A 16,925-nucleotide genomic window follows, 5' to 3' on the forward strand; every position below is an offset into this window, starting at 1 on the left:
ATACCATTGAGACGATAAGACCGGCGCACGCACCAATTCCCGACAAGTAGTCCTGCCACTCCTCACCCATCGCACGACCAGTCGGTCACCGCGCACAGAGGAGTGAAGACCATGACGACTTTCGATTTTAAACGCCTCGCCATCGCCGGCTCGACCGGTCTTATGGTGACCACCGCCATCGCCGCCTGCCTGATGGCGCCGCCTGCCTACGCCAACGAACCGTGCGAGAGCGGGCCGGATGTCGATACGCTGGAATGCGGCAATGGTGCGCAGACAGATGGCGAAGGCGCAACCGCCATCGGCGACCAGGCGTCGGCAGGCGACGAACAGGCGACTGCCCTGGGTTTCTCCGCGCAGGCGCAAGGTTGGCTTAGTACTGCTCTGGGTTCGCAGAGTTCGGCCGCCAGCACACTTTCCATCGCCATTGGATACGATTCGTCGGCCAGCAACATCAGCAGTCTCGCAATTGGAACGGGAGCTGATAGCGATGGTAATGGCTCCATTGCGATAGGTGGAGGGGCCGATGCTCACCAGCTCAGCGCTATTTCCATTGGCGCAGGAGCCTTGGCCAACGGCCAGTCAACGGTAGCACTTGGATCCAGTAGCGAAGCGACCGGTCTGCAAAGCGTCGCAGTAGGCTCAGTCGCCTCTGCTTCCGGAGAAGCAAGTACGGCGGTAGGCCGGCTCTCCAATGCCGACGGTGTAGAATCCGTCGCCATCGGCACAAGCGCTTATGCAACCAATGATTTCGCTACTGCTGTCGGCGGCCAATCTACTGCCATCATCGGTGGCTCGGCCTTTGGTTATGAAGCGGAAGCTTTGTCTTATGGCGCAACCGCCATCGGTGCTGGAACGGAGGCGTCGGGCGAACTGTCGACCGCGCTTGGCGCGGCCTCGGCGTCCACCGGAACCGGTTCCAACGCGCTCGGCACATATTCGCAAGCCAACGGCGATTATGCGACCGCGGTAGGAACCTATGCTGTCGCCGACGCGGAGCTTGCTACGGCCATCGGCGCCGGCGCCGAAGCCTTGGCCGAGGGTGCCGTCGCGATCGGTTCGGAGTCGATTGCAGATCAGGCCAACACGGTTTCCTTCGGCAATGCCGAGGTTCAGCGTCGCCTCGTAAACGTGGCGGATGGTATTGCCCCTTCCGATGCCGCGACGGTTGGCCAGTTACAATCGCTCGGCAGTCAGATCGCTGCGATCGAGGTGGACTTCGACCAGTTCGACAACCGGATCGGCGCGTTGGAAGGCCAGGTCGCAGGCTTTTTCGATCTCGCGACCACGATGGACAAGGACGCGCAGCAGGGCATCGCAGCGGTTGCCGCCATGGCGCACCCGCACTTCCCCAGCGAAGCAGGGAAGACGAGCTACGCCTCGAACTTGGCCACCTATCGCGGCGAAGTCGGCTTTTCGATGGGCCTCATGCATCGCCTCGATGGCGACCTCGCGCTGACTGCCGGAGCCACCTATGCAGGCGGAAAGAGCCTCACCTTCAAAGCCGGAATTGCCGGGGAATTCTAAACCCCAAGTCTCCCTCCCGACCCCGGCAGGGCCGCATCCACGTCCAGGACGCGGCCCTTTTTTTGCGTCCCGTCACGCCGGATACACAGCGCACACAAAGCGGACGCGAAGGTTACCATAAAGCCCGTCTGCGCACACAAGGGCGATACATGGGCAGGGCAAACCCTCCTCATCGGCACTGATGCCGAATGACGGAGAATTGACATGAAAACCTTGATTGAAACGAATGCCAAGTTCGCCGCACTCGCGGCATCGAGCGCGATTGCGCTTACCCTGATGGCCTCCCCCGCAGCGGCGCAGCAGTGCACCAACGGACCGGATGCAAATTCGACCCAGTGCGGCACCGGTGCCGAAGCGAGCGGCGAAAACACTACCGCGGTTGGCGCCGATGCCAGCGCAGGGCTCGGAAACTCGACTGCTGTCGGAGTCGAGGCCTCGGCGGTCAATAACAGCACTGCTGTGGGCGATAATGCTTCGGCTGCAACCAGCAGCGTGGCCATCGGCAGCGACAGCGAAGCGGTCGACGGCAGTGTCGCCATCGGCAATTCCGCTTCGGCGACTCATGAGAACAGCGTCGCGCTCGGCTTCGGTTCGGTGACCAACGACCCCGATACCGTTTCGGTCGGCGGCAACGGTACCGTGCGCCGCATCACCAATGTTGCGGACGGCATCTTTACCCATGATGCAGTCAACGTCGGCCAGCTGGAGGATGTGACCGACGCAATCGTCACCAATGTTCAGTCGATCAATTCGCTGGGTAACCAGGTCGACAGCATCAACGACCAGGTCGGCATCAATACGATCGCTATCGGCAATCTGCAGACGGTCAATGGCCTGCAAGATGTCGCGATCGCAGAAAACCAGATGGCGATTTCGGGTCTCGTCGAAGTCAACGCTTCGCAGGATGCGGCGATTGCTGAAAACGCGGAAGGCGTAACCAAGCTTTTCGCCGCCGTTGGAAATCAGTCTTTCCTGATTGCCGACAATACCGCGGCAATCGATCTAAACGCTGCGGCGATTGCCGACAATTCGGCTATACTCGACAACCACGATCAGCGGCTCATGGCTCTGGAGGCCGTCACCTTCGACCTGGGCAACACCCTTGCCCGCTTCGATGACGAGATCGACGGTTCGACCGCAGTCGCCATCGCCATGTCGGGCAACGCCTTCCTGCCGAACAAGAAGGTCAATGTGACCAGCAACATGGGCTTCTACAACGGTGCCCTCGCCGGTTCGCTCCAGATTGGTGTGCTGGTCAGCGAAAAAGTCGCTGTGAATGCGGGTATCGCGACCGGCTTCAACAAGGGCGGAAAGACCGGCGGACGCGTGGGCGTATCCTTCGGCTGGTAAACCCGCCGAAAGGTCGAACCTGTGGCTCCGGCCCCTCCCGCTTGGAAGGGACCGGAGCCTCTTCGAAACTCCATCCCTTTCGATTTCAAAAACCTGCGGCGGAGACCTTGTGATGCCCCTCGCAACAGATAGCATACAGATCGATAGCGCTGAGGGTGCGAAGCTTGACAACGTTCACCCCGAGACCCGTGCGCTCGGAGATGAGGAAGATCGCAGTTCGGGACGTGAGGAAGCGAGGTTCGAATTCGGCGCGCCTTGTTGTCGGCTTGATGACCGGCCCTGGTGGTTGCCATGACCGCGTCGCCTTCGCAGAACAACTGAGAGGTCGATGTCATACCCATCGATACACGCGGCGGGCAACGGTTGAAGACCTGACCGCGCGCATAAAGGTTTGCTGCCAACATCGTACGATATTTTGACAGGATGGATCGATGACGCGAAACAAATATGCCATTTTGGCTGGAGTGGTCCTCTGTATCTATCTGGGCTCACGCCTGACGCGGCTTGATCTGGGCAGCTTTGGGGCCGGATTGATGCTGGTAGCCATTGTGTTCGCCTTTTTGGCAATCGTTACGCCGTCCACCAGTAAGCGATCTGGCAGCTAAGCGTACTGTCGCCCGTCGATGTCTGCTTGCAAATCGCTTATAGGCTTAGGTCGATGACTGACACCGAGGCCTCAATTGAACGGCATTTGTTCGGAAACCTGGCCAATAGCGGTTTAACTCCCAAAGGACCCGCCCTTCGTCGCCAGTCAATTGTCCGCAATTTCCGATCTGCGGCCAATAGCAGACGGTCGCAAAACCACCCAGTTTCGGACTTTCTTGAGCCAATTGGTACGGGGAAAGCGGCCCTTCCGCTTTTGGAAGGGCCACCTCACGGTCTGATCTCAGTTCGCTCTGCTAATTGTAGAGCGTCTTCGACATCCACACCGAGATACCGCACGGTGTTCTCGATTTTCGAGTGGCCGAGCCGAATCTGAATGGCTCTAAGATTGCCAGTAGCTTTGTAGATCATCGAGGCCTTGGTTCGTCTGAGTGAGTGCGTTCCAAACTCTTTACGCCGAAGCCCGATCGCAGTGACCCACTCATCTACAAGACGCGCATACTTTCGTGTACTCAAATGGCCATTGCGATCAATGCGACTTGGGAAGGTGTAGTCGTCGATCGTACCTCCCCTTCGCTCGAGCCAAGACCACAGACTGGTTCGAACATCTCCAGTGAGCTCGAACTGTACTGGACGGTGGGTCTTTTGCTGCACGACAGTCGCTCGGCGCCTCATCTCCGAGCCAGCTACCAGGCCGTCGATCTTGATCTTCACCAAGTCACATCCGCGCAATTTGCTGTCGATCGCCAGGTCGAACTGCGCTCGGTCTCTGAGCCTGCTTTCTCTGTCCAGAAAGAAGCGGACCGCCCAAATTTGCTTTTGTGTCAGCGGCCGTTTTGTGCCGACCTTCTTTCCAGCATTCCACGGAACTCGTTCATCCATAGCCGGATCATATTAAGAGTATCCCATGTCGTCTCTCCTCGGCCACAATCGGCCACTGGAGAAACGATTGGAGATTAAATGGGCGCGAGTATCTTGTCCGCTTTTGGGATGAACCTTGAGGCAGCGCTATGGCTGCAATGGGGACGCTAAGCGGTCGCTTTATTTTGGGGAAAGGCTATTCCCCGACATAATCTCCCCACCGCCTGCTTTCAGGCGCACGTTTTCGATCCTCGGCGAACTCCTTCATCGTGTCACCTGCGCGCGAGGCACCAGCGCGGTATGACCGGTTTTCCAGCTTCATCTTGTAGCGCTCGGGCATGGCATCGTTGATGATGTCGAACATGCGCTGCTCCCAGTGCCATTCCTCGAGATACATCTCTCGGCGCTTTTCGCTGCGCGCCCGGCGATACTTCTCGGCGAAGTAGTTTACCTCGTCCTGCGCTGCGAACCGGCGAGCGGCGGCCTTGTCGTAATGCGCCTTCTGTTCCTTGGTTTGGGGCCCAAGGATGCGAACATCGCCGGCGTGTGGATTGACGATGATGTCGTCGGGATGGGGAAGAGGCTCTGGTGCGGGCAGGTTCTGCTTCTCGCAGCGCTCGATCTCTTCGGTCCAGCGCTGCTTGTACTCAAGCGCGCTACCGAACAGCTCGAACCGGGCCTCGGCATCGCGTTGCTCAAGGCCGGTCACCAGCTCGGCCATGGTCTTCTGGGCGAACCGGTTCCCCTTCATGGCAGCCACGCCCATCGCGCGGAACACCGCCTGGATGGCGGGAAGCTCGATAAGCTGTCCGTCCTCGCGCAGCGTGACCGGTCGAAAGGCTTCATGGCGAAGATATTCCTCGGCTGCGCGCATCCCGTGCCCCATGTCGATCTTGGGCTTGTTGCTCGACCCCTTCTTCCGCCCCCTCGGGTTGCCAGACTGGCCCTTCTGGAACCGGTGCTCGACCGGAGGCTTGCCGTAACCGACCCTGTAGGGGACCACATTGTTCGGGTTCTGCTCTGCATCCTCCTCATTTTTTCGTTCTGGGTGGCTCATTCGGCAGCCTCCAGCGCGAGGCCGAGGCGTTCATCCGCCACCTCGTCGAAGTTCGCCAGCGTGGTCTCGAGCTTTGCCTGCTTGCCCGTATAGGCCTGCCAGCGCCGGATGATGGTGTCGCAATAGAGCGGATCGTATTCGACGAGCCGCGCCTTCCGGCCCGTCTTGTGCGTAGCGATCAGCGTGCTGCCCGAGCCGCCGAACCCATCGAGGACGATCTCTCCGCGGCGCGAACAATCGCGCAGCGCATCGGCAATAAGCGCCACTGGCTTGACCGTCGGATGCATGGCCAGATCTTCCGAACGGCTTGCGCCGATCGAGGAGATCCCTGCGTAGTCCCACACGTTCGTGCGATATCGGCCCGTTTCGTGTTGGTGTGGGCGGCCGTCCCCTGCTTGAACACGACCACGAGCTCGTGCTTCGAGCTCCCATGCCGCCATTGGTCTTGTTCCAGACCACCAGGTTCTTCAATTCGGTAAAGCTTGCCTCGCCTGCTTCGAGCAGCTCCCCAATATGCCGCCAGTCCATGCACACATAGGCGATCGCGCCATCGCGCATGACACCTGCCATATTGCCGAGCGTCGCTTTGAGGAAGGTAACGAACTGCGTTCGGCTCATCTCGCCGCTGGCAAACGCAAACTCGCGGTGTTTGACCGAACCGAGGTCGCAGACATTGCCATTGATCGAGACATTGTAAGGCGGGTCGGTGAACACGAGATCGGCCTGCTCACCGCCCATCAGCCGCGCGATGTCGTCACCCGATTGGGTATCGCCGCATAGGAGCCGGTGGTTGCCAAGAGCCCACAGGTCGCCTCTGCGCGTAACAGGTTCATCGGCGATGGTCGGCACGAGGTCCTCGGGCGCTTCACATCCATCGGGATCGGCTTTGCTCGCTTCATCGAGAACGAGATCGACTTCGGCCAGGCTGAACCCGGTCAGTTCGGTGTCGAACTCAAGATCGACGAGAGCCTGTAGTTCGATGGCGAGAATTTCCTTATCCCACCCCGCGTTGAGCGCAAGTCTGTTGTCGGCAAGGACATAGGCGCGGCGCTCGGTCTCGCTCAAATGCGACAGCGCGAGCGTCGGGACCGTCTTCAGCCCAAGCGACTTGGCCGCTTCGACGTGACAGACAGCGTAAAGTCCTCCGGCCATGTGCTTCTGAGCCGTCACAGTCCGTGGCATCGCCGCCGGTTTAAGCCTCGCACACGAGTTAGGACATTTCCTGATCGAAGCGCATCGTCCACGCGAGGGATTGCTGATGGAGTGTGCGCTTGGCGACCTCTTCTTGCTGAGCCCGCGCGACAAGGATCGCCGACGCCGGATCGAAGGCGAGGCCAATCGGTTCGCAGCGCATCTCCTTATGCCGCGAAAGCGCATCCGCGAGTATATTGGCTACAAGGGAACCTCGATTGAAACGATCGTAGCGATGGCTAGCGACATGAATGTCAGCAAGGAGGCTATGGCACGCGCCTTTGTCGACGCACATCACGAGCCTGTGGCTATCGTCGTCGCACGCCATGGAAAGCTCGAGCGGTTCTATCGCAGCGAGGATTTTCCGTTCTTGCCCTTATCGAAAGGCGATCCCTTGCCGAGCGGCACACTATCCAGCGATCCTATCGAGGCCGGACAGTTTACAGAGGCCGAAAAGATCGAGGCCGATGAATGGTTCGACGACCGCCAAGCGAATCGTGGCTTGGCTCTCACCGAGCAGGCTTTGGGCCAGGCGAAAGGCTATTCGCTCACCTTGCTTCAGACCGAGCTCGACGACGAAGAATAGCCTGCTCAGCTTTCGCAGCTCAGACTTTTGCCGTTCGCTGATCGGCCCCTCTTGTTCCCTGCTATTGACGCGCAAATTCCCTGTTCTTCGAGTAGGTAATTTGGCGGGGAGATTGGCGAATATCTGCGCGTTCGAGGCTTCTCGCGAAGGCTGATTTCCGGCCGAGAATTTCCATTTCCCTGAAGATTCCCTGCAAATCAGGGAAATCAGGCAAGAGACCGGTTCGCTTCAGACTGCGTCGCGCACCAACAGTCTCCTCCGACTGACCCGAAAACCGATCAATCGCCAGAAGCGTTCACTCAGCGCAGCGATTTTCGCTGTCGTGCGAGAGGTTTATTGCCTAATACGGCGGTAAGCAAAAAGCTTTTCGGGACGCCCCTTTCGTGGAAACCTACATTCCCGCCCTTCAATGGACGGCGCTCATTGTCGCGACCTTGATCGCGCTTTCCTCGCTAGACGATCTGTTCGTCGACGCGGTTTTTTGGACAATACAGGCAAAGCGTCGATTATTCGGCAGAGGCGGTCCGGGACCGGCGTCGCCAGAAGCGTTGGTCGAAAAGAGCGAAGCGCCCATAGCTATCATGCTCCCGGCATGGAAAGAATTCGATGTCATCGCGAGCATGGTCGAGAGTGCCGTCAACGCGCTCGCCTATAGCAATTACACTATCTTTATCGGCACATACGCCAACGATCCTGACACGATCGCCGAAGTCGAAAAGGTTTCCGCTCGCTACAAGCAGGTTCGTCATGTGCGTGTTCCTCACGAAGGGCCAACCTGCAAGGCGGACTGCCTGAACTACATTGTCGCCGATATTGTTGCCCTCGAGGAAGAGCGCGGCATCGCTTTTGCCGGTTTGGTTTTGCATGACAGCGAGGATGTCCTGCACCCGCTGGAATTGCATCTCTTCAACTATCTGCTGCCGTTCAAGGACATGATCCAATTGCCGGTGGTCAGTCTGGAACAGCGGTACACGGACCTCGTCGCAGGCACTTATATGGACGAATTCGCCGAATGGCATGCGAAGGATCTGGTTGTCAGGCAAAGGCTCGCTAAAACCGTACCGTCTGCAGGGGTAGGAACCTGTTTTTCGCGTGAGGCGATCAATGTCCTGTTGGAAGCCGGCAATCCATTCAATACCGATACTTTGACCGAAGATTACGACATCGGCAACCGTTTGGCGGAACGAGGCATGAATGCCGTGATCGAGCTCTATCCCGTTGAATATCGCACCCGCCGAGGAGCAATTTTCGGTATGGGACCCGACCGTATGGTGACGTTCTCCATGCCCCTTTGTGTCCGCGAACACTTTCCGAACAGGTTCCATACCAGCTATCGCCAGAAGGCCAGATGGATCCTCGGCATCGCGCTTCAGGGTTGGGCGCAGCTTGGCTGGAGCAAATCGGCGATCGCGAACTATTTTCTTTTTCGCGATCGCAAGGCGTTGGTCACACCCACGCTGGCTATACTGGCCTACGCCTTGTTGGCGATCTACTTGGCGCTGAATATATGGTCATGGGTGAATGACAGACCGGCTGTCGCGCTTTTTTCAGGGCATCCAGCTGAACTGATTCTCCTTTGGTTCAATCTCTTCGCCCTCGCCGCGCGCCTCCTTCAGCGGATATTCTTCGTCGAAAGGATTTACGGTTGGGGGCATGCCTTCATGTCGATCCCCCGCGCATTCGTGCTGAGTTTCATAAATTTTGCGGCATCGATACGCGCGGCGCGCATATTTATCCTCAGCAAGATCAATGGAAAGTCGATCGCGTGGGATAAAACCATGCATCGCTTCCCCTCGGACGAATGGCTGGGCGAAGAGAAGCGTCGACTGGGCGACATACTTCTTTCGTGGGAAGCGGTATCGCCTCCTGCGCTCGAAAAGGCCTTGATTGATCAGCAACTCAACGGGGGTTTACTGGGCGATCTTTTGATATGCCACGGCGCAATCAACGAAGACACGCTTTGCGAAGCCATTGCAACGCAGAACCATATGCCGCGGGCGGATGTGAATATCGACATGGTCCGAGAACATCTGGATCTGTTCGACCAAGAAATTATGCAGCGCTTGCACATATTGCCGTTTGGAATTTCGCTTGAAGGCGAAGTGATGCTCGCCGTATCGAGGCCAATGGCCCATTCAGAAGAAGAGTTGATGCGATCACGGATGGGCAAGCCGTTCCGTCAACATATCGTTCCGGACAGTAAGATTGATGCAATTTTAGGGTTGTTGATGTTGCAACCCACGTGGGATGTCCCGGTACCGAGTGTTCCGCGCATTCACGAGCTACTCATCGAACACCGGCACTTGAAGAAAAGAGATCTCCGCAAGGTTCTGCAGGATTACGACGTCGCTCGCCACGGGACGATTGGGCAATTTCTCGTGGCCAAAAACGCCATTTCGCAATCCACACTGGACGAGATGCTCGCCTTGCGACGATCAATGATCGAAAAACGCCGACAAAATTTAATCAAGGTGCCGGTTAATGCATAACTCCGTGGTCGTCCGCCGTATTTTGCTGGCGCTGGCGCTCGCGCTACCTGTCGTCGTGCAGGCGCAGGAGGCGGGCGATCCCGCCCAGCAGCCTTTTCGCGATTACGAAGCGGGGCGCTATTTCGATGCTGCGCAGGGTGCGGAAGCCGCGCTGGCGCAGGATCCCGACAATCCGGTTTGGTGGGCGCTGCTTGCCGAAGCGCGTGCGCAGATGGGCCAGCACCAGTCGGCCGCCGGGGCATTTTCGCGCGCGGCCGAGGAAGAACCCGATCCGGCCCAGCGCAGCTATTTCCGCCGCGCGCAGGCGCTGCAACTCGCTTATGCCGAGCGCTACGGCGAGGCGCGCGAGGTCGTTCGCGCCGCGATGGACGATCCGGCACTCCAGACCCGCCAATCGCTCGACTGGGCGATGGTGGCGATTGCCGCGCGCGATGATGCATCGGCGCAGGATATCCTCGACAACGAGGCGCTCTACGCCGGCTTCACCCGCCAAAGCGCGCTCGACGCAGGCTATAGCGCCAAGCGCCGCGGGCTCGATAAGCGCGCGGTGCGGTTTTTCGAGACCGGCCTCAAGCTCGATGCCGAGGAGCAAGAGAAGCTCTCTCCCGCACAGCGCGAAGCCTTCCGGCGCGAGAACCGCGAACTGACGCGCGACTGGTCCTTCATCGCGCAGGGCAGCTTTTCAAGCGCAGGCCGGCCCATCGGCCCCGCCAACACCCCGCTCGGCGACGAGCGCGCGCCGCAATTCGGCGCCGAGGTTTCGCGCCGGATCGGCGGCTGGCGCAACGGGCGACCCTTCAGCGTCTTCGCGCGGGTCTATCATTCGGAGTTCCTGTCCGACGACGCGGTGACCGGCAACGCCACCCAAGGCTGGGTCGGCGTGCGCTACAAGCCGCTGTCGCAGGTGAATCTCAACCTGGAGGCGAGCCGCCTGATCGGGCTCGATGCCGACGGGCTCGACGACTGGTCTTTGCGCAGCGCCATTTCGGGCGGGCAGGGGCTCGAACCCGAGGTCGGTGAGCGCAACTGGCCCTATGCGCGCTATTACGGGGATCTGTCTTACCTGACCGAGGCGGATGTCGTCTTCGGCCTCGCAGAGGGGCGGGTCGGCTATTCCTTCCTGCTCGACGAGCGTGCCACGGTCCTGACGCCCTATGCGGTTGCGCGGCTGGGTCTCGACACCGGGCGTCTCGAGGAGGAGGCGCTGGGCGCCGGCATCGGCCTGTCGCTGCGCCACTGGTTCGACGAAACCGAGACGATCGCCTACCGCGGCTTTATCGATTTCGACGTGCAGGCGCGCCAGCGCATCGCGGGCGACCGCCGCGCGACCGGGGTGCTCGCAACGGTGACTATCGGACGTTAGGCGCGCGCCTCAAAGCTTGCGCATTTCCCACCAGGGGCCTCCCTCGCGCTGCGCCTTGTGGCGGCCGAGGTCGCGCAGGCAGGCCATGAAGGCGGGCTTGAACATCTCGTCTTCCTTGCTGCAATCCGCCTCCTCGCACTGGCAATCGAAATTGTCCCAGCCATCCGCCGTGGTCACCCAGATGTCGCCATGCGGGTTGAGCAGCCGCAGGTTCGCAATTGCGCCGACCTCGCTTTCGTTGACGAGCAGGTCGTAGCCGCGCTTGCCGTTGTGCAGCGGGTTGTCGCTGGCGTCCAGATGCGGGGCGGAAGTCCGTACGGTCGGCCCGTTGCGCACGACGAAGAAATCGGGGGTGACCATGGCCTGTTCGTGACCGGGCGGGTCGGCGTCATCCGGATGGCCGGCACGCTTCTTGATCTCCTCGTGCATCTCCTCGACGGCGCGTTCGAAGAAGACCGAGCGGCGCACCCCGCCGTCGTAGAGAGAGCGGTCACCATGCTCGAGGCCGGTGACGCGCAGCTGCTGGTGGAAGACGGGCATGGCTGAGGAGGCCATGGCGGCCGCGGTCAGGGCTTCGACGGCGGCTTCGTTATCGGGTGCGGTGCGGACCAGTTCGCGCACATCGGCGTAATGGAACAGGCCGCAATTCGCCTCGACGAAGCCGATATAGCCCTCGATCGAACTGTCGCGGATCGCCTCCAGCATGGTGGCGTCCTCGTTCTCGTAGATCGCGTCGCGGATGCGCTTGCGCAAAGGGCCGGTCCCTGCTTGCGCGCCGCGCAGCAGCATCTGGATCATGCCGCGATTGTCGACCACCTCGCTCTCGTGCTTGGGCGAATAGCCCCATTCGAGCCGCTCGATAGCGTATTGCCGCAGTTCGGGCCGGGCGTTGCCGTCGAGCGCGACCATCAGCAGCAGCGTCTGAAGCGAGCCGGTGGAAATGCCGGTGATGACCTTCACATTGCGCATGGCGAGCTGGTCGGGGCTGGCGTCGTGCATGGCCTTGAACAGGCCCGCACCGTAAGCCCCCCATTGCCCGCCGCCCGAGAGCATGAGGATTTTCTCGTGATGCGTGTGCGGGGCCTCGTGCGCTTCCACCTTGCGATGGGGCGGCGTGCCGGGATCGGCCTTGCGGGCGACCATCTTGCGCAGCTCCCAGGACATCGGATCCTTGCGCGGCCCATGGTGATCGAGCCGTGCGTCGCGCTGGATATCGGCGATGAACTTGCTCGCGCGCGGCTTGTGGATGTGGTCCGCGAAATGCGGCGAATGGATCGCCTGCGGCCCCCAGTTGAGCTTCTTGCGCAGCCACCAGACCAGCAGTCCGGCTGCGAGCAGGATCGCAAGCGCGATCAGGATTCCCTTGAGCATCGATCCTCCCCCCGAAAAATCGCCCGTGACGGTTCTGGCCTATAACATTGCCGATGGACAGCGATATTGTCGAGCGTGCGGCAGGGGTGGCCATCGATTGGGGGGAAGGCATGACGACGATCGAGCGCGAATTCGGCGGGATGTGGCGCAACGAGCACCGCTCGCTGATGAAGTTTTATCGGCGCGAGGCGGCGATCGTGGAGGAGGGCGGAGCGGATGTTGTTGCGGTTATGCGCCGCCGCCGCACGGTGCTGGGTGCGCTCATCGCGGACGAAGCGGCAAAGGATCGCGAGCTGTGCGTGACAGGCTCGGGCTGGTCGCAGAGCGATCTTTATCACAACCTTTCCACCCACCTGAAAACGGACCGGGACGAAGGCATATGGGAGCTGCCGGAGGAGGCGTTCCTGCCGGGTGTCGAGGGTCGGCACCGTTACCTCTTGGTGACCGGCGGGACCAAGATCCACCGGTTGATGGAGCATCTCCACGAGGCGGGCCGCGACCTTTCGCTGCGCACGGCGGGTTCGCACAAGGGGCAGTCCCTCGCAGGGCTTGTTGGCACCGGATCGCATGGCTCGACCATGGCAGAAAGCGGGGCGGAAACGCATGTTCGGGGGATGGTCCTTTCGACCGGGCGCGAGGAAGCGGTCTGGCTCGCCGATCCGGAAAAGCCGGTTCTGCGCGAGGAATGGGTGGCCCAGTTCGCCAGCGCGGGCGACCCTGCCTATTTTGCCTCGGCGCGCGTGCATCTTGGAGGAATGGGCTTCGTCTCGGCCTATCTCATCGAGGCGGTCGACGAGTTCTATTGCGGCCTCGTCAAGCGTGTGCGCGTCCTGCCATCGGACTGGTACGACCGTATAGCGACCGGCGATTTCGCCGGGGCAATGGGCGATGTCGCATCCGGGCGCACCCCGCATTATTACGAGCTGACCTTCGATCCCTTCGGCGGCGAGGCGCAGGAAGTGTGCGAGACCATCTGGCTCGATATCGACAGCGCGGGCAAGCGGCACGACCTTGGGCGCCAAGTCGAGCACCACACGCTCGACGCCATCGCGAAGGTCGGGGCGAAGGGCCTGCACGAGGTGCCGCAATCGGAGCTGGTGACCGACAACCCGCTGCCTGCGGAGGATTTCGAAGGTCGCATTCGCGATCTCATCGATGTGCCCGAGCGTATCCTGGAGGACTTTCGCGAAAACGCGGTGTGCGACGATGCCGATGTGCCGCGCACGCTTTCGCAGTTGACCGCCGTGTGGAAGCCGCATGTGCTGATGGGGTTCCGGGTCGACGTTTACAACGCCGCCTTCGCCGTACCACGCGAGCGGCTGGCCGAGGTCATGCGGATCGCACGGACGATGGCCTGCGGCGAGAACAGCATCCGCCAGTTCTCCAAGGATTTCGTCTACACCGTGCGCTTTGCGAAGAAGAGCGAGGCGGGGATGGGATTCCTGCGTTTTGAGGACAACGCCATCATCAATATTGACGGGCTACCTGCCAACTTCCTGCTCGGCAGCGACGCACCGGCGGCCGCCGTGCATTTGCAGCATCTGCTCGAGAAGGCGGGCGTTCCTTTCGCGATGCACTGGGGCAAGGACGCGCAGATGAACGCCGCTGCGATCCGCCGGCAATATGGCGATGCGGCAGTCGAGGCCTATCGCGGTGCGCGCAAGGCGATCCTTGGCGCGAGCGCGAAAGCCTTCGTCTCGCCCGCGCTCGAACATTGGGGCCTGCAGAGCGACTAGCGTCCCGCGCGCCGTCAGCCGTGCGCGCCGAACATGTTGGCGATGGCCGTGGAGATGCGCAGGTTGAGGCCGTGCGCTTCCTCGATCGGGTCGATGTAATCGCGCCGGATCGCGTCATAGCCTTCGCCGCCTTCGCGCGGGTACTGGCTGGTTTCCGCCATCGCGAAATCGTCCGTCACCGGATAGCTCGCCGGGAAGGCGCGGCGCATCTGGGCGAGCGCTTCTTCCACGCGCAGGGTGAAGACCATCTCCAGCACGTCGCGGCGGCTGATGTCGTTGGCGCGGCTGAAGGCCGGGACCGAGACTGCCTTGAGGAACATATGCTGCAACAGCGCGAGGCGGAGCGACTGGAGCACGCCGATCGTGCGGCGCGCCTCCTCGCGCTGCGGGTGCGGCGCTTCGTCGGGCACGAGGTCGAAAAGCCGGTGGAGCTTCAGCGCATCGACCCGCAGGCGCGAGGCCAGGCGGCGGAAGACGCCGTTGCGATCGTCCGTGATGAGATATTCGGCGAGGTCCTCGCAGGCGCGCGCCAGATGCTCCTCGGTGCCGCGATAGGGACGGCTCGCCCAATAGGCGGAGTTGAACAGCTCGCCATAGGCGGCGACCGTCTTGATGCTGGCGAGCGCGTTGGAGGCGCGCACCAGCCGCATGATCTGCCGACCACGCGGGCTTTCGCGCAGCAGCTCGGCGATATCCTCGTAATTGCCCTCCGCCGCGCTGCCGACGCCCGCGATGATGTTCACCGGATAGCCCAGCTGCTGGAGGATGGCGTTGTGCGGGATGGCGCGGATCTGACGCAGGCTCATCTCGCGCTCGGCCGATAGGTCCGACTGGCGGCGCGAAACCCGGCTGCCGGTGGAATTGAGGAGGCCGAGCCCGAAAGCGGTCACCGCGCGGCTGTAGGTACGGCTTTCGAGGTGGTCCTGCTGCTCGTCCTTGATCGCGCGGTAGAAATCGAGGCTGAGGTCCGTCCGGCGGTAAAAGGGATCGGTCGGCGCATCGGGATCGGTCTCGGCGGGTGCCAGTTCGGCGATGGTCGAGAGCGTGGCGCGCGCCAGATCGGGCGTGGCGAAGAAGAGGTAGCCGTCGCCGCCCTGGAAGCTGGCCTCGGGTTCGAGCCGGATACCGGCGCGCGCGAACCGGCGGCGGGCCCAGGGGCTCATCGGCCATTCGAGGCGGTCCTTGAAACCGCCCGGATGCGCGCCGCGGCCCATGCCTTCGCCATGCGTGTTGAACACCAGCGCGGCGACATCGGTGAGGCCATTGGCGCTCATGGCGTTTGCAAGCCGCCCCTGCAGGCGTTCGATCGCGAGGCTGGCGGGTATCTGGCCGACGAACCGCCCGGCATCGGAAAATCCGGTCTGGATCGCGATGCGGCCGCGCTTCTGTGCGTAGCTCTGGAACGCCTCTTCCTTCAGCAGCGCGTCGAGGAAGCGCCCCCCGTGTTCGAGCGCGGTCTCGGTCTCGAACAGCGGCGAGACATCGACCTTGTCCTCGATCCCGAAGAGCTTGGCGAAATAGAGTGCGGCGAGCACGGTTGCGGGCTGCTCGCATTCGGCGACCAGCATTCGGATCGGCGCATCGGCGTCCACGTGCTTGAGGATCTGCGCCATGGCGAGGAACTGGCGCACGGCGGTGCTGCTCTCGACCGCAAGCGAGGCGAAATTGGCGGTCAGCGGCTCGGCGCCCTTTACGAGGTCGCGCAGCGCGTTGAGCGCGCCCTGGCTGCCGAGGTCGAGATCGGCCCCGCCCGGGATGCGGCTGCGGATCGCGTTGTGCAGCTGCTTGGCGTTTACGCGGAAATGGATGAGGCCCATGCCCAGCCCGTCGGCGCGCATGGCGGCGGCCAGCGCTTTGAGCGCCACGGCCTTGTCCTGCTCGCAGCCCAGCGCCTCTTCTTCCAATTGCGAGATCACGGGTGCGAGGCTCAGCAGCTTGTCGTCGCCCTCTTCGGTCAGCCGGTTGGCCGCGGCCGACAGGTCGGCGCGGTCGGACAGGTCGCCGGCGAATTCCTGCGCGCTGGCCTCGGTGCGCGCCTGCGCCTTGCGCATGGCGTCGAGCAAGGCGTGGCCTGCGTCAATCGCTTCGAGCCGGTCGGCATAGCGGCCCAGCCGCTGCGCCTTTTCCGACAGGCGGAATGCGATGGAGGTGTACCACTTGATGTCGGTGCGCCCGTCCATGTCGTAACCGACCCAGCTGGCGAAGCGGAACGGCAGCGGTTCAAGCTCGCGCCAGCGGTCGGGCCACTCGCCTGCCGCGCATTGCAGCAGGCTCGTGTTGATCGCGTCGCGCGCGTCCTGCGCGTTGGCCATGGCGGCCATGGCGCGTGAATGCTCGTATTGCAGCGTGATCTCGGGCCGTTCGACCGCGACGGGAGAGACGGCTTTCCCGCCGCCAGCAGCCTCGGCCACGACATCGGTCTGCTCGGGCGTGAGCAGGAAGGTGGGGTGCGCGGTGAAGACGACGTGGAGCTGCGGGTGCGACCAGTGTTCGCGAAACGCCTCGAACCCGCCCTTGTCGCGGCAGAAGCCGGTCATACGTGCAGACGTGTTCTTCGGCGTCACCAGATCGCACAACCGGTCGGCGCGCGCCTCCAGCGAGCGGGTCTCAAGCTCCGCGATGAGCCCGGAGAAATCCTCCAGCGAAATCTCGCCCGCCTCCAGTTTGCGCGAAAGATCGTGGGCGAGCTGGAAGACGGGATTGAAGAGCGGAGTTTCCTGCGTTCGCTTGTGCAATTCGCGAAGTTCGTGCGTCAGTGTGGCGAAGGTCAGCGGTTGCAGGCTCGACATGCTCG

At 61.7% G+C, this 16,925-nt stretch carries 12 protein-coding genes and 1 pseudogene; 7 read left to right on the forward strand and 6 right to left on the reverse strand.

Annotated features, from left to right (window positions below; genetic code table 11):
- Window positions 1-111: 111 nt before the first annotated feature.
- Window positions 112-1,524, forward strand: a complete 1,413-nt coding sequence (locus tag K3148_RS06265; RefSeq protein ID WP_221426444.1) for a YadA-like family protein — start codon at window positions 112-114, stop codon at window positions 1,522-1,524.
- A gap of 204 nt (window positions 1,525-1,728) precedes the next feature.
- The gene (locus K3148_RS06270; RefSeq protein WP_221426445.1) at window positions 1,729-2,874 is read left to right on the forward strand and encodes a YadA-like family protein; all 1,146 of its coding nucleotides are present in this window, start codon (window positions 1,729-1,731) and stop codon (window positions 2,872-2,874) included.
- A gap of 873 nt (window positions 2,875-3,747) precedes the next feature.
- On the opposite strand, the gene K3148_RS06275 is transcribed toward K3148_RS06270, so the two are convergent.
- The 4 genes and pseudogenes from K3148_RS06275 to K3148_RS13965 form a co-directional block, all read right to left on the reverse strand.
- On the reverse strand, window positions 3,748-4,359 hold the full coding sequence (locus K3148_RS06275) for a tyrosine-type recombinase/integrase (protein WP_221426446.1): 612 nt from the start codon (window positions 4,357-4,359) through the stop codon (window positions 3,748-3,750).
- A gap of 175 nt (window positions 4,360-4,534) precedes the next feature.
- On the reverse strand, window positions 4,535-5,395 hold the full coding sequence (locus K3148_RS06280) for a DUF5681 domain-containing protein (RefSeq protein WP_221426447.1): 861 nt from the start codon (window positions 5,393-5,395) through the stop codon (window positions 4,535-4,537).
- A complete protein-coding gene (locus K3148_RS13960) occupies window positions 5,392-5,739 on the reverse strand; it encodes a DNA methyltransferase (protein WP_282099616.1) in 348 nt (115 codons plus the stop codon). Before K3148_RS13960 ends, K3148_RS06280 begins: the two co-directional genes overlap by 4 nt.
- A 133-nt stretch (window positions 5,740-5,872) precedes the next feature.
- Window positions 5,873-6,133: pseudogene (locus tag K3148_RS13965) on the reverse strand (DNA methylase N-4); the annotation flags it as partial.
- 48 nt (window positions 6,134-6,181) lie between these two features.
- Between K3148_RS13965 and K3148_RS13885 the strand changes: the two are divergent.
- The 4 genes from K3148_RS13885 to K3148_RS06300 all read left to right on the forward strand — a co-directional run bounded on the left by K3148_RS13885 (window position 6,182) and on the right by K3148_RS06300 (window position 11,024).
- Entirely contained in the window at window positions 6,182-6,370 is a 189-nt protein-coding gene (locus tag K3148_RS13885) for a hypothetical protein (RefSeq protein ID WP_247711699.1), read from the forward strand.
- Between the two features lie 205 nt (window positions 6,371-6,575).
- Window positions 6,576-7,172 (forward strand): ImmA/IrrE family metallo-endopeptidase, encoded by a 597-nt coding sequence (locus K3148_RS06290; RefSeq protein WP_221426637.1) that lies wholly within the window; start codon window positions 6,576-6,578, stop codon window positions 7,170-7,172.
- Window positions 7,173-7,555: 383 nt separating this feature from the next.
- Window positions 7,556-9,661 (forward strand): glycosyl transferase family protein, encoded by a 2,106-nt coding sequence (locus K3148_RS06295; RefSeq protein ID WP_221426448.1) that lies wholly within the window; start codon window positions 7,556-7,558, stop codon window positions 9,659-9,661.
- The gene (locus K3148_RS06300) at window positions 9,654-11,024 is read left to right on the forward strand and encodes an NfrA family protein (protein WP_221426449.1); all 1,371 of its coding nucleotides are present in this window, start codon (window positions 9,654-9,656) and stop codon (window positions 11,022-11,024) included. The genes K3148_RS06295 and K3148_RS06300 overlap by 8 nt, the downstream gene beginning before the upstream one ends.
- A 9-nt stretch (window positions 11,025-11,033) precedes the next feature.
- Here K3148_RS06300 and K3148_RS06305 read toward each other — a convergent pair whose 3' ends face one another.
- Entirely contained in the window at window positions 11,034-12,395 is a 1,362-nt protein-coding gene (locus K3148_RS06305) for a patatin-like phospholipase family protein (protein ID WP_221426450.1), read from the reverse strand.
- A gap of 53 nt (window positions 12,396-12,448) precedes the next feature.
- On the opposite strand from K3148_RS06305, the gene K3148_RS06310 reads away from it, so the two are divergent.
- A complete protein-coding gene (locus K3148_RS06310) occupies window positions 12,449-14,131 on the forward strand; it encodes an FAD-binding oxidoreductase (RefSeq protein WP_221426451.1) in 1,683 nt (560 codons plus the stop codon).
- A gap of 14 nt (window positions 14,132-14,145) precedes the next feature.
- On the opposite strand, the gene K3148_RS06315 is transcribed toward K3148_RS06310, so the two are convergent.
- Complete coding sequence (locus K3148_RS06315; RefSeq protein WP_221426452.1) at window positions 14,146-16,920, reverse strand: phosphoenolpyruvate carboxylase; 2,775 nt, start codon at window positions 16,918-16,920, stop codon at window positions 14,146-14,148.
- Window positions 16,921-16,925: the final 5 nt, after the last annotated feature.

Source organism: Qipengyuania aurantiaca, from assembly GCF_019711375.1.
In the GTDB taxonomy this organism is placed as follows: domain Bacteria; phylum Pseudomonadota; class Alphaproteobacteria; order Sphingomonadales; family Sphingomonadaceae; genus Qipengyuania; species Qipengyuania aurantiaca.

Coding starts and splice junctions, on each gene's coding strand:
- K3148_RS06310 (WP_221426451.1), top strand. CDS start 12,449: ATGGACAGCGATATTGTCGAGCGTGCGGCAGGGGTGGCCATCGATTGG.
- K3148_RS06270 (WP_221426445.1), top strand. CDS start 1,729: ATGAAAACCTTGATTGAAACGAATGCCAAGTTCGCCGCACTCGCGGCA.
- K3148_RS06315 (WP_221426452.1), bottom strand. CDS start 16,920: ATGTCGAGCCTGCAACCGCTGACCTTCGCCACACTGACGCACGAACTT.
- K3148_RS06275 (WP_221426446.1), bottom strand. CDS start 4,359: ATGGATGAACGAGTTCCGTGGAATGCTGGAAAGAAGGTCGGCACAAAA.
- K3148_RS06300 (WP_221426449.1), top strand. CDS start 9,654: ATGCATAACTCCGTGGTCGTCCGCCGTATTTTGCTGGCGCTGGCGCTC.
- K3148_RS06265 (WP_221426444.1), top strand. CDS start 112: ATGACGACTTTCGATTTTAAACGCCTCGCCATCGCCGGCTCGACCGGT.
- K3148_RS06280 (WP_221426447.1), bottom strand. CDS start 5,395: ATGAGCCACCCAGAACGAAAAAATGAGGAGGATGCAGAGCAGAACCCG.
- K3148_RS06305 (WP_221426450.1), bottom strand. CDS start 12,395: ATGCTCAAGGGAATCCTGATCGCGCTTGCGATCCTGCTCGCAGCCGGA.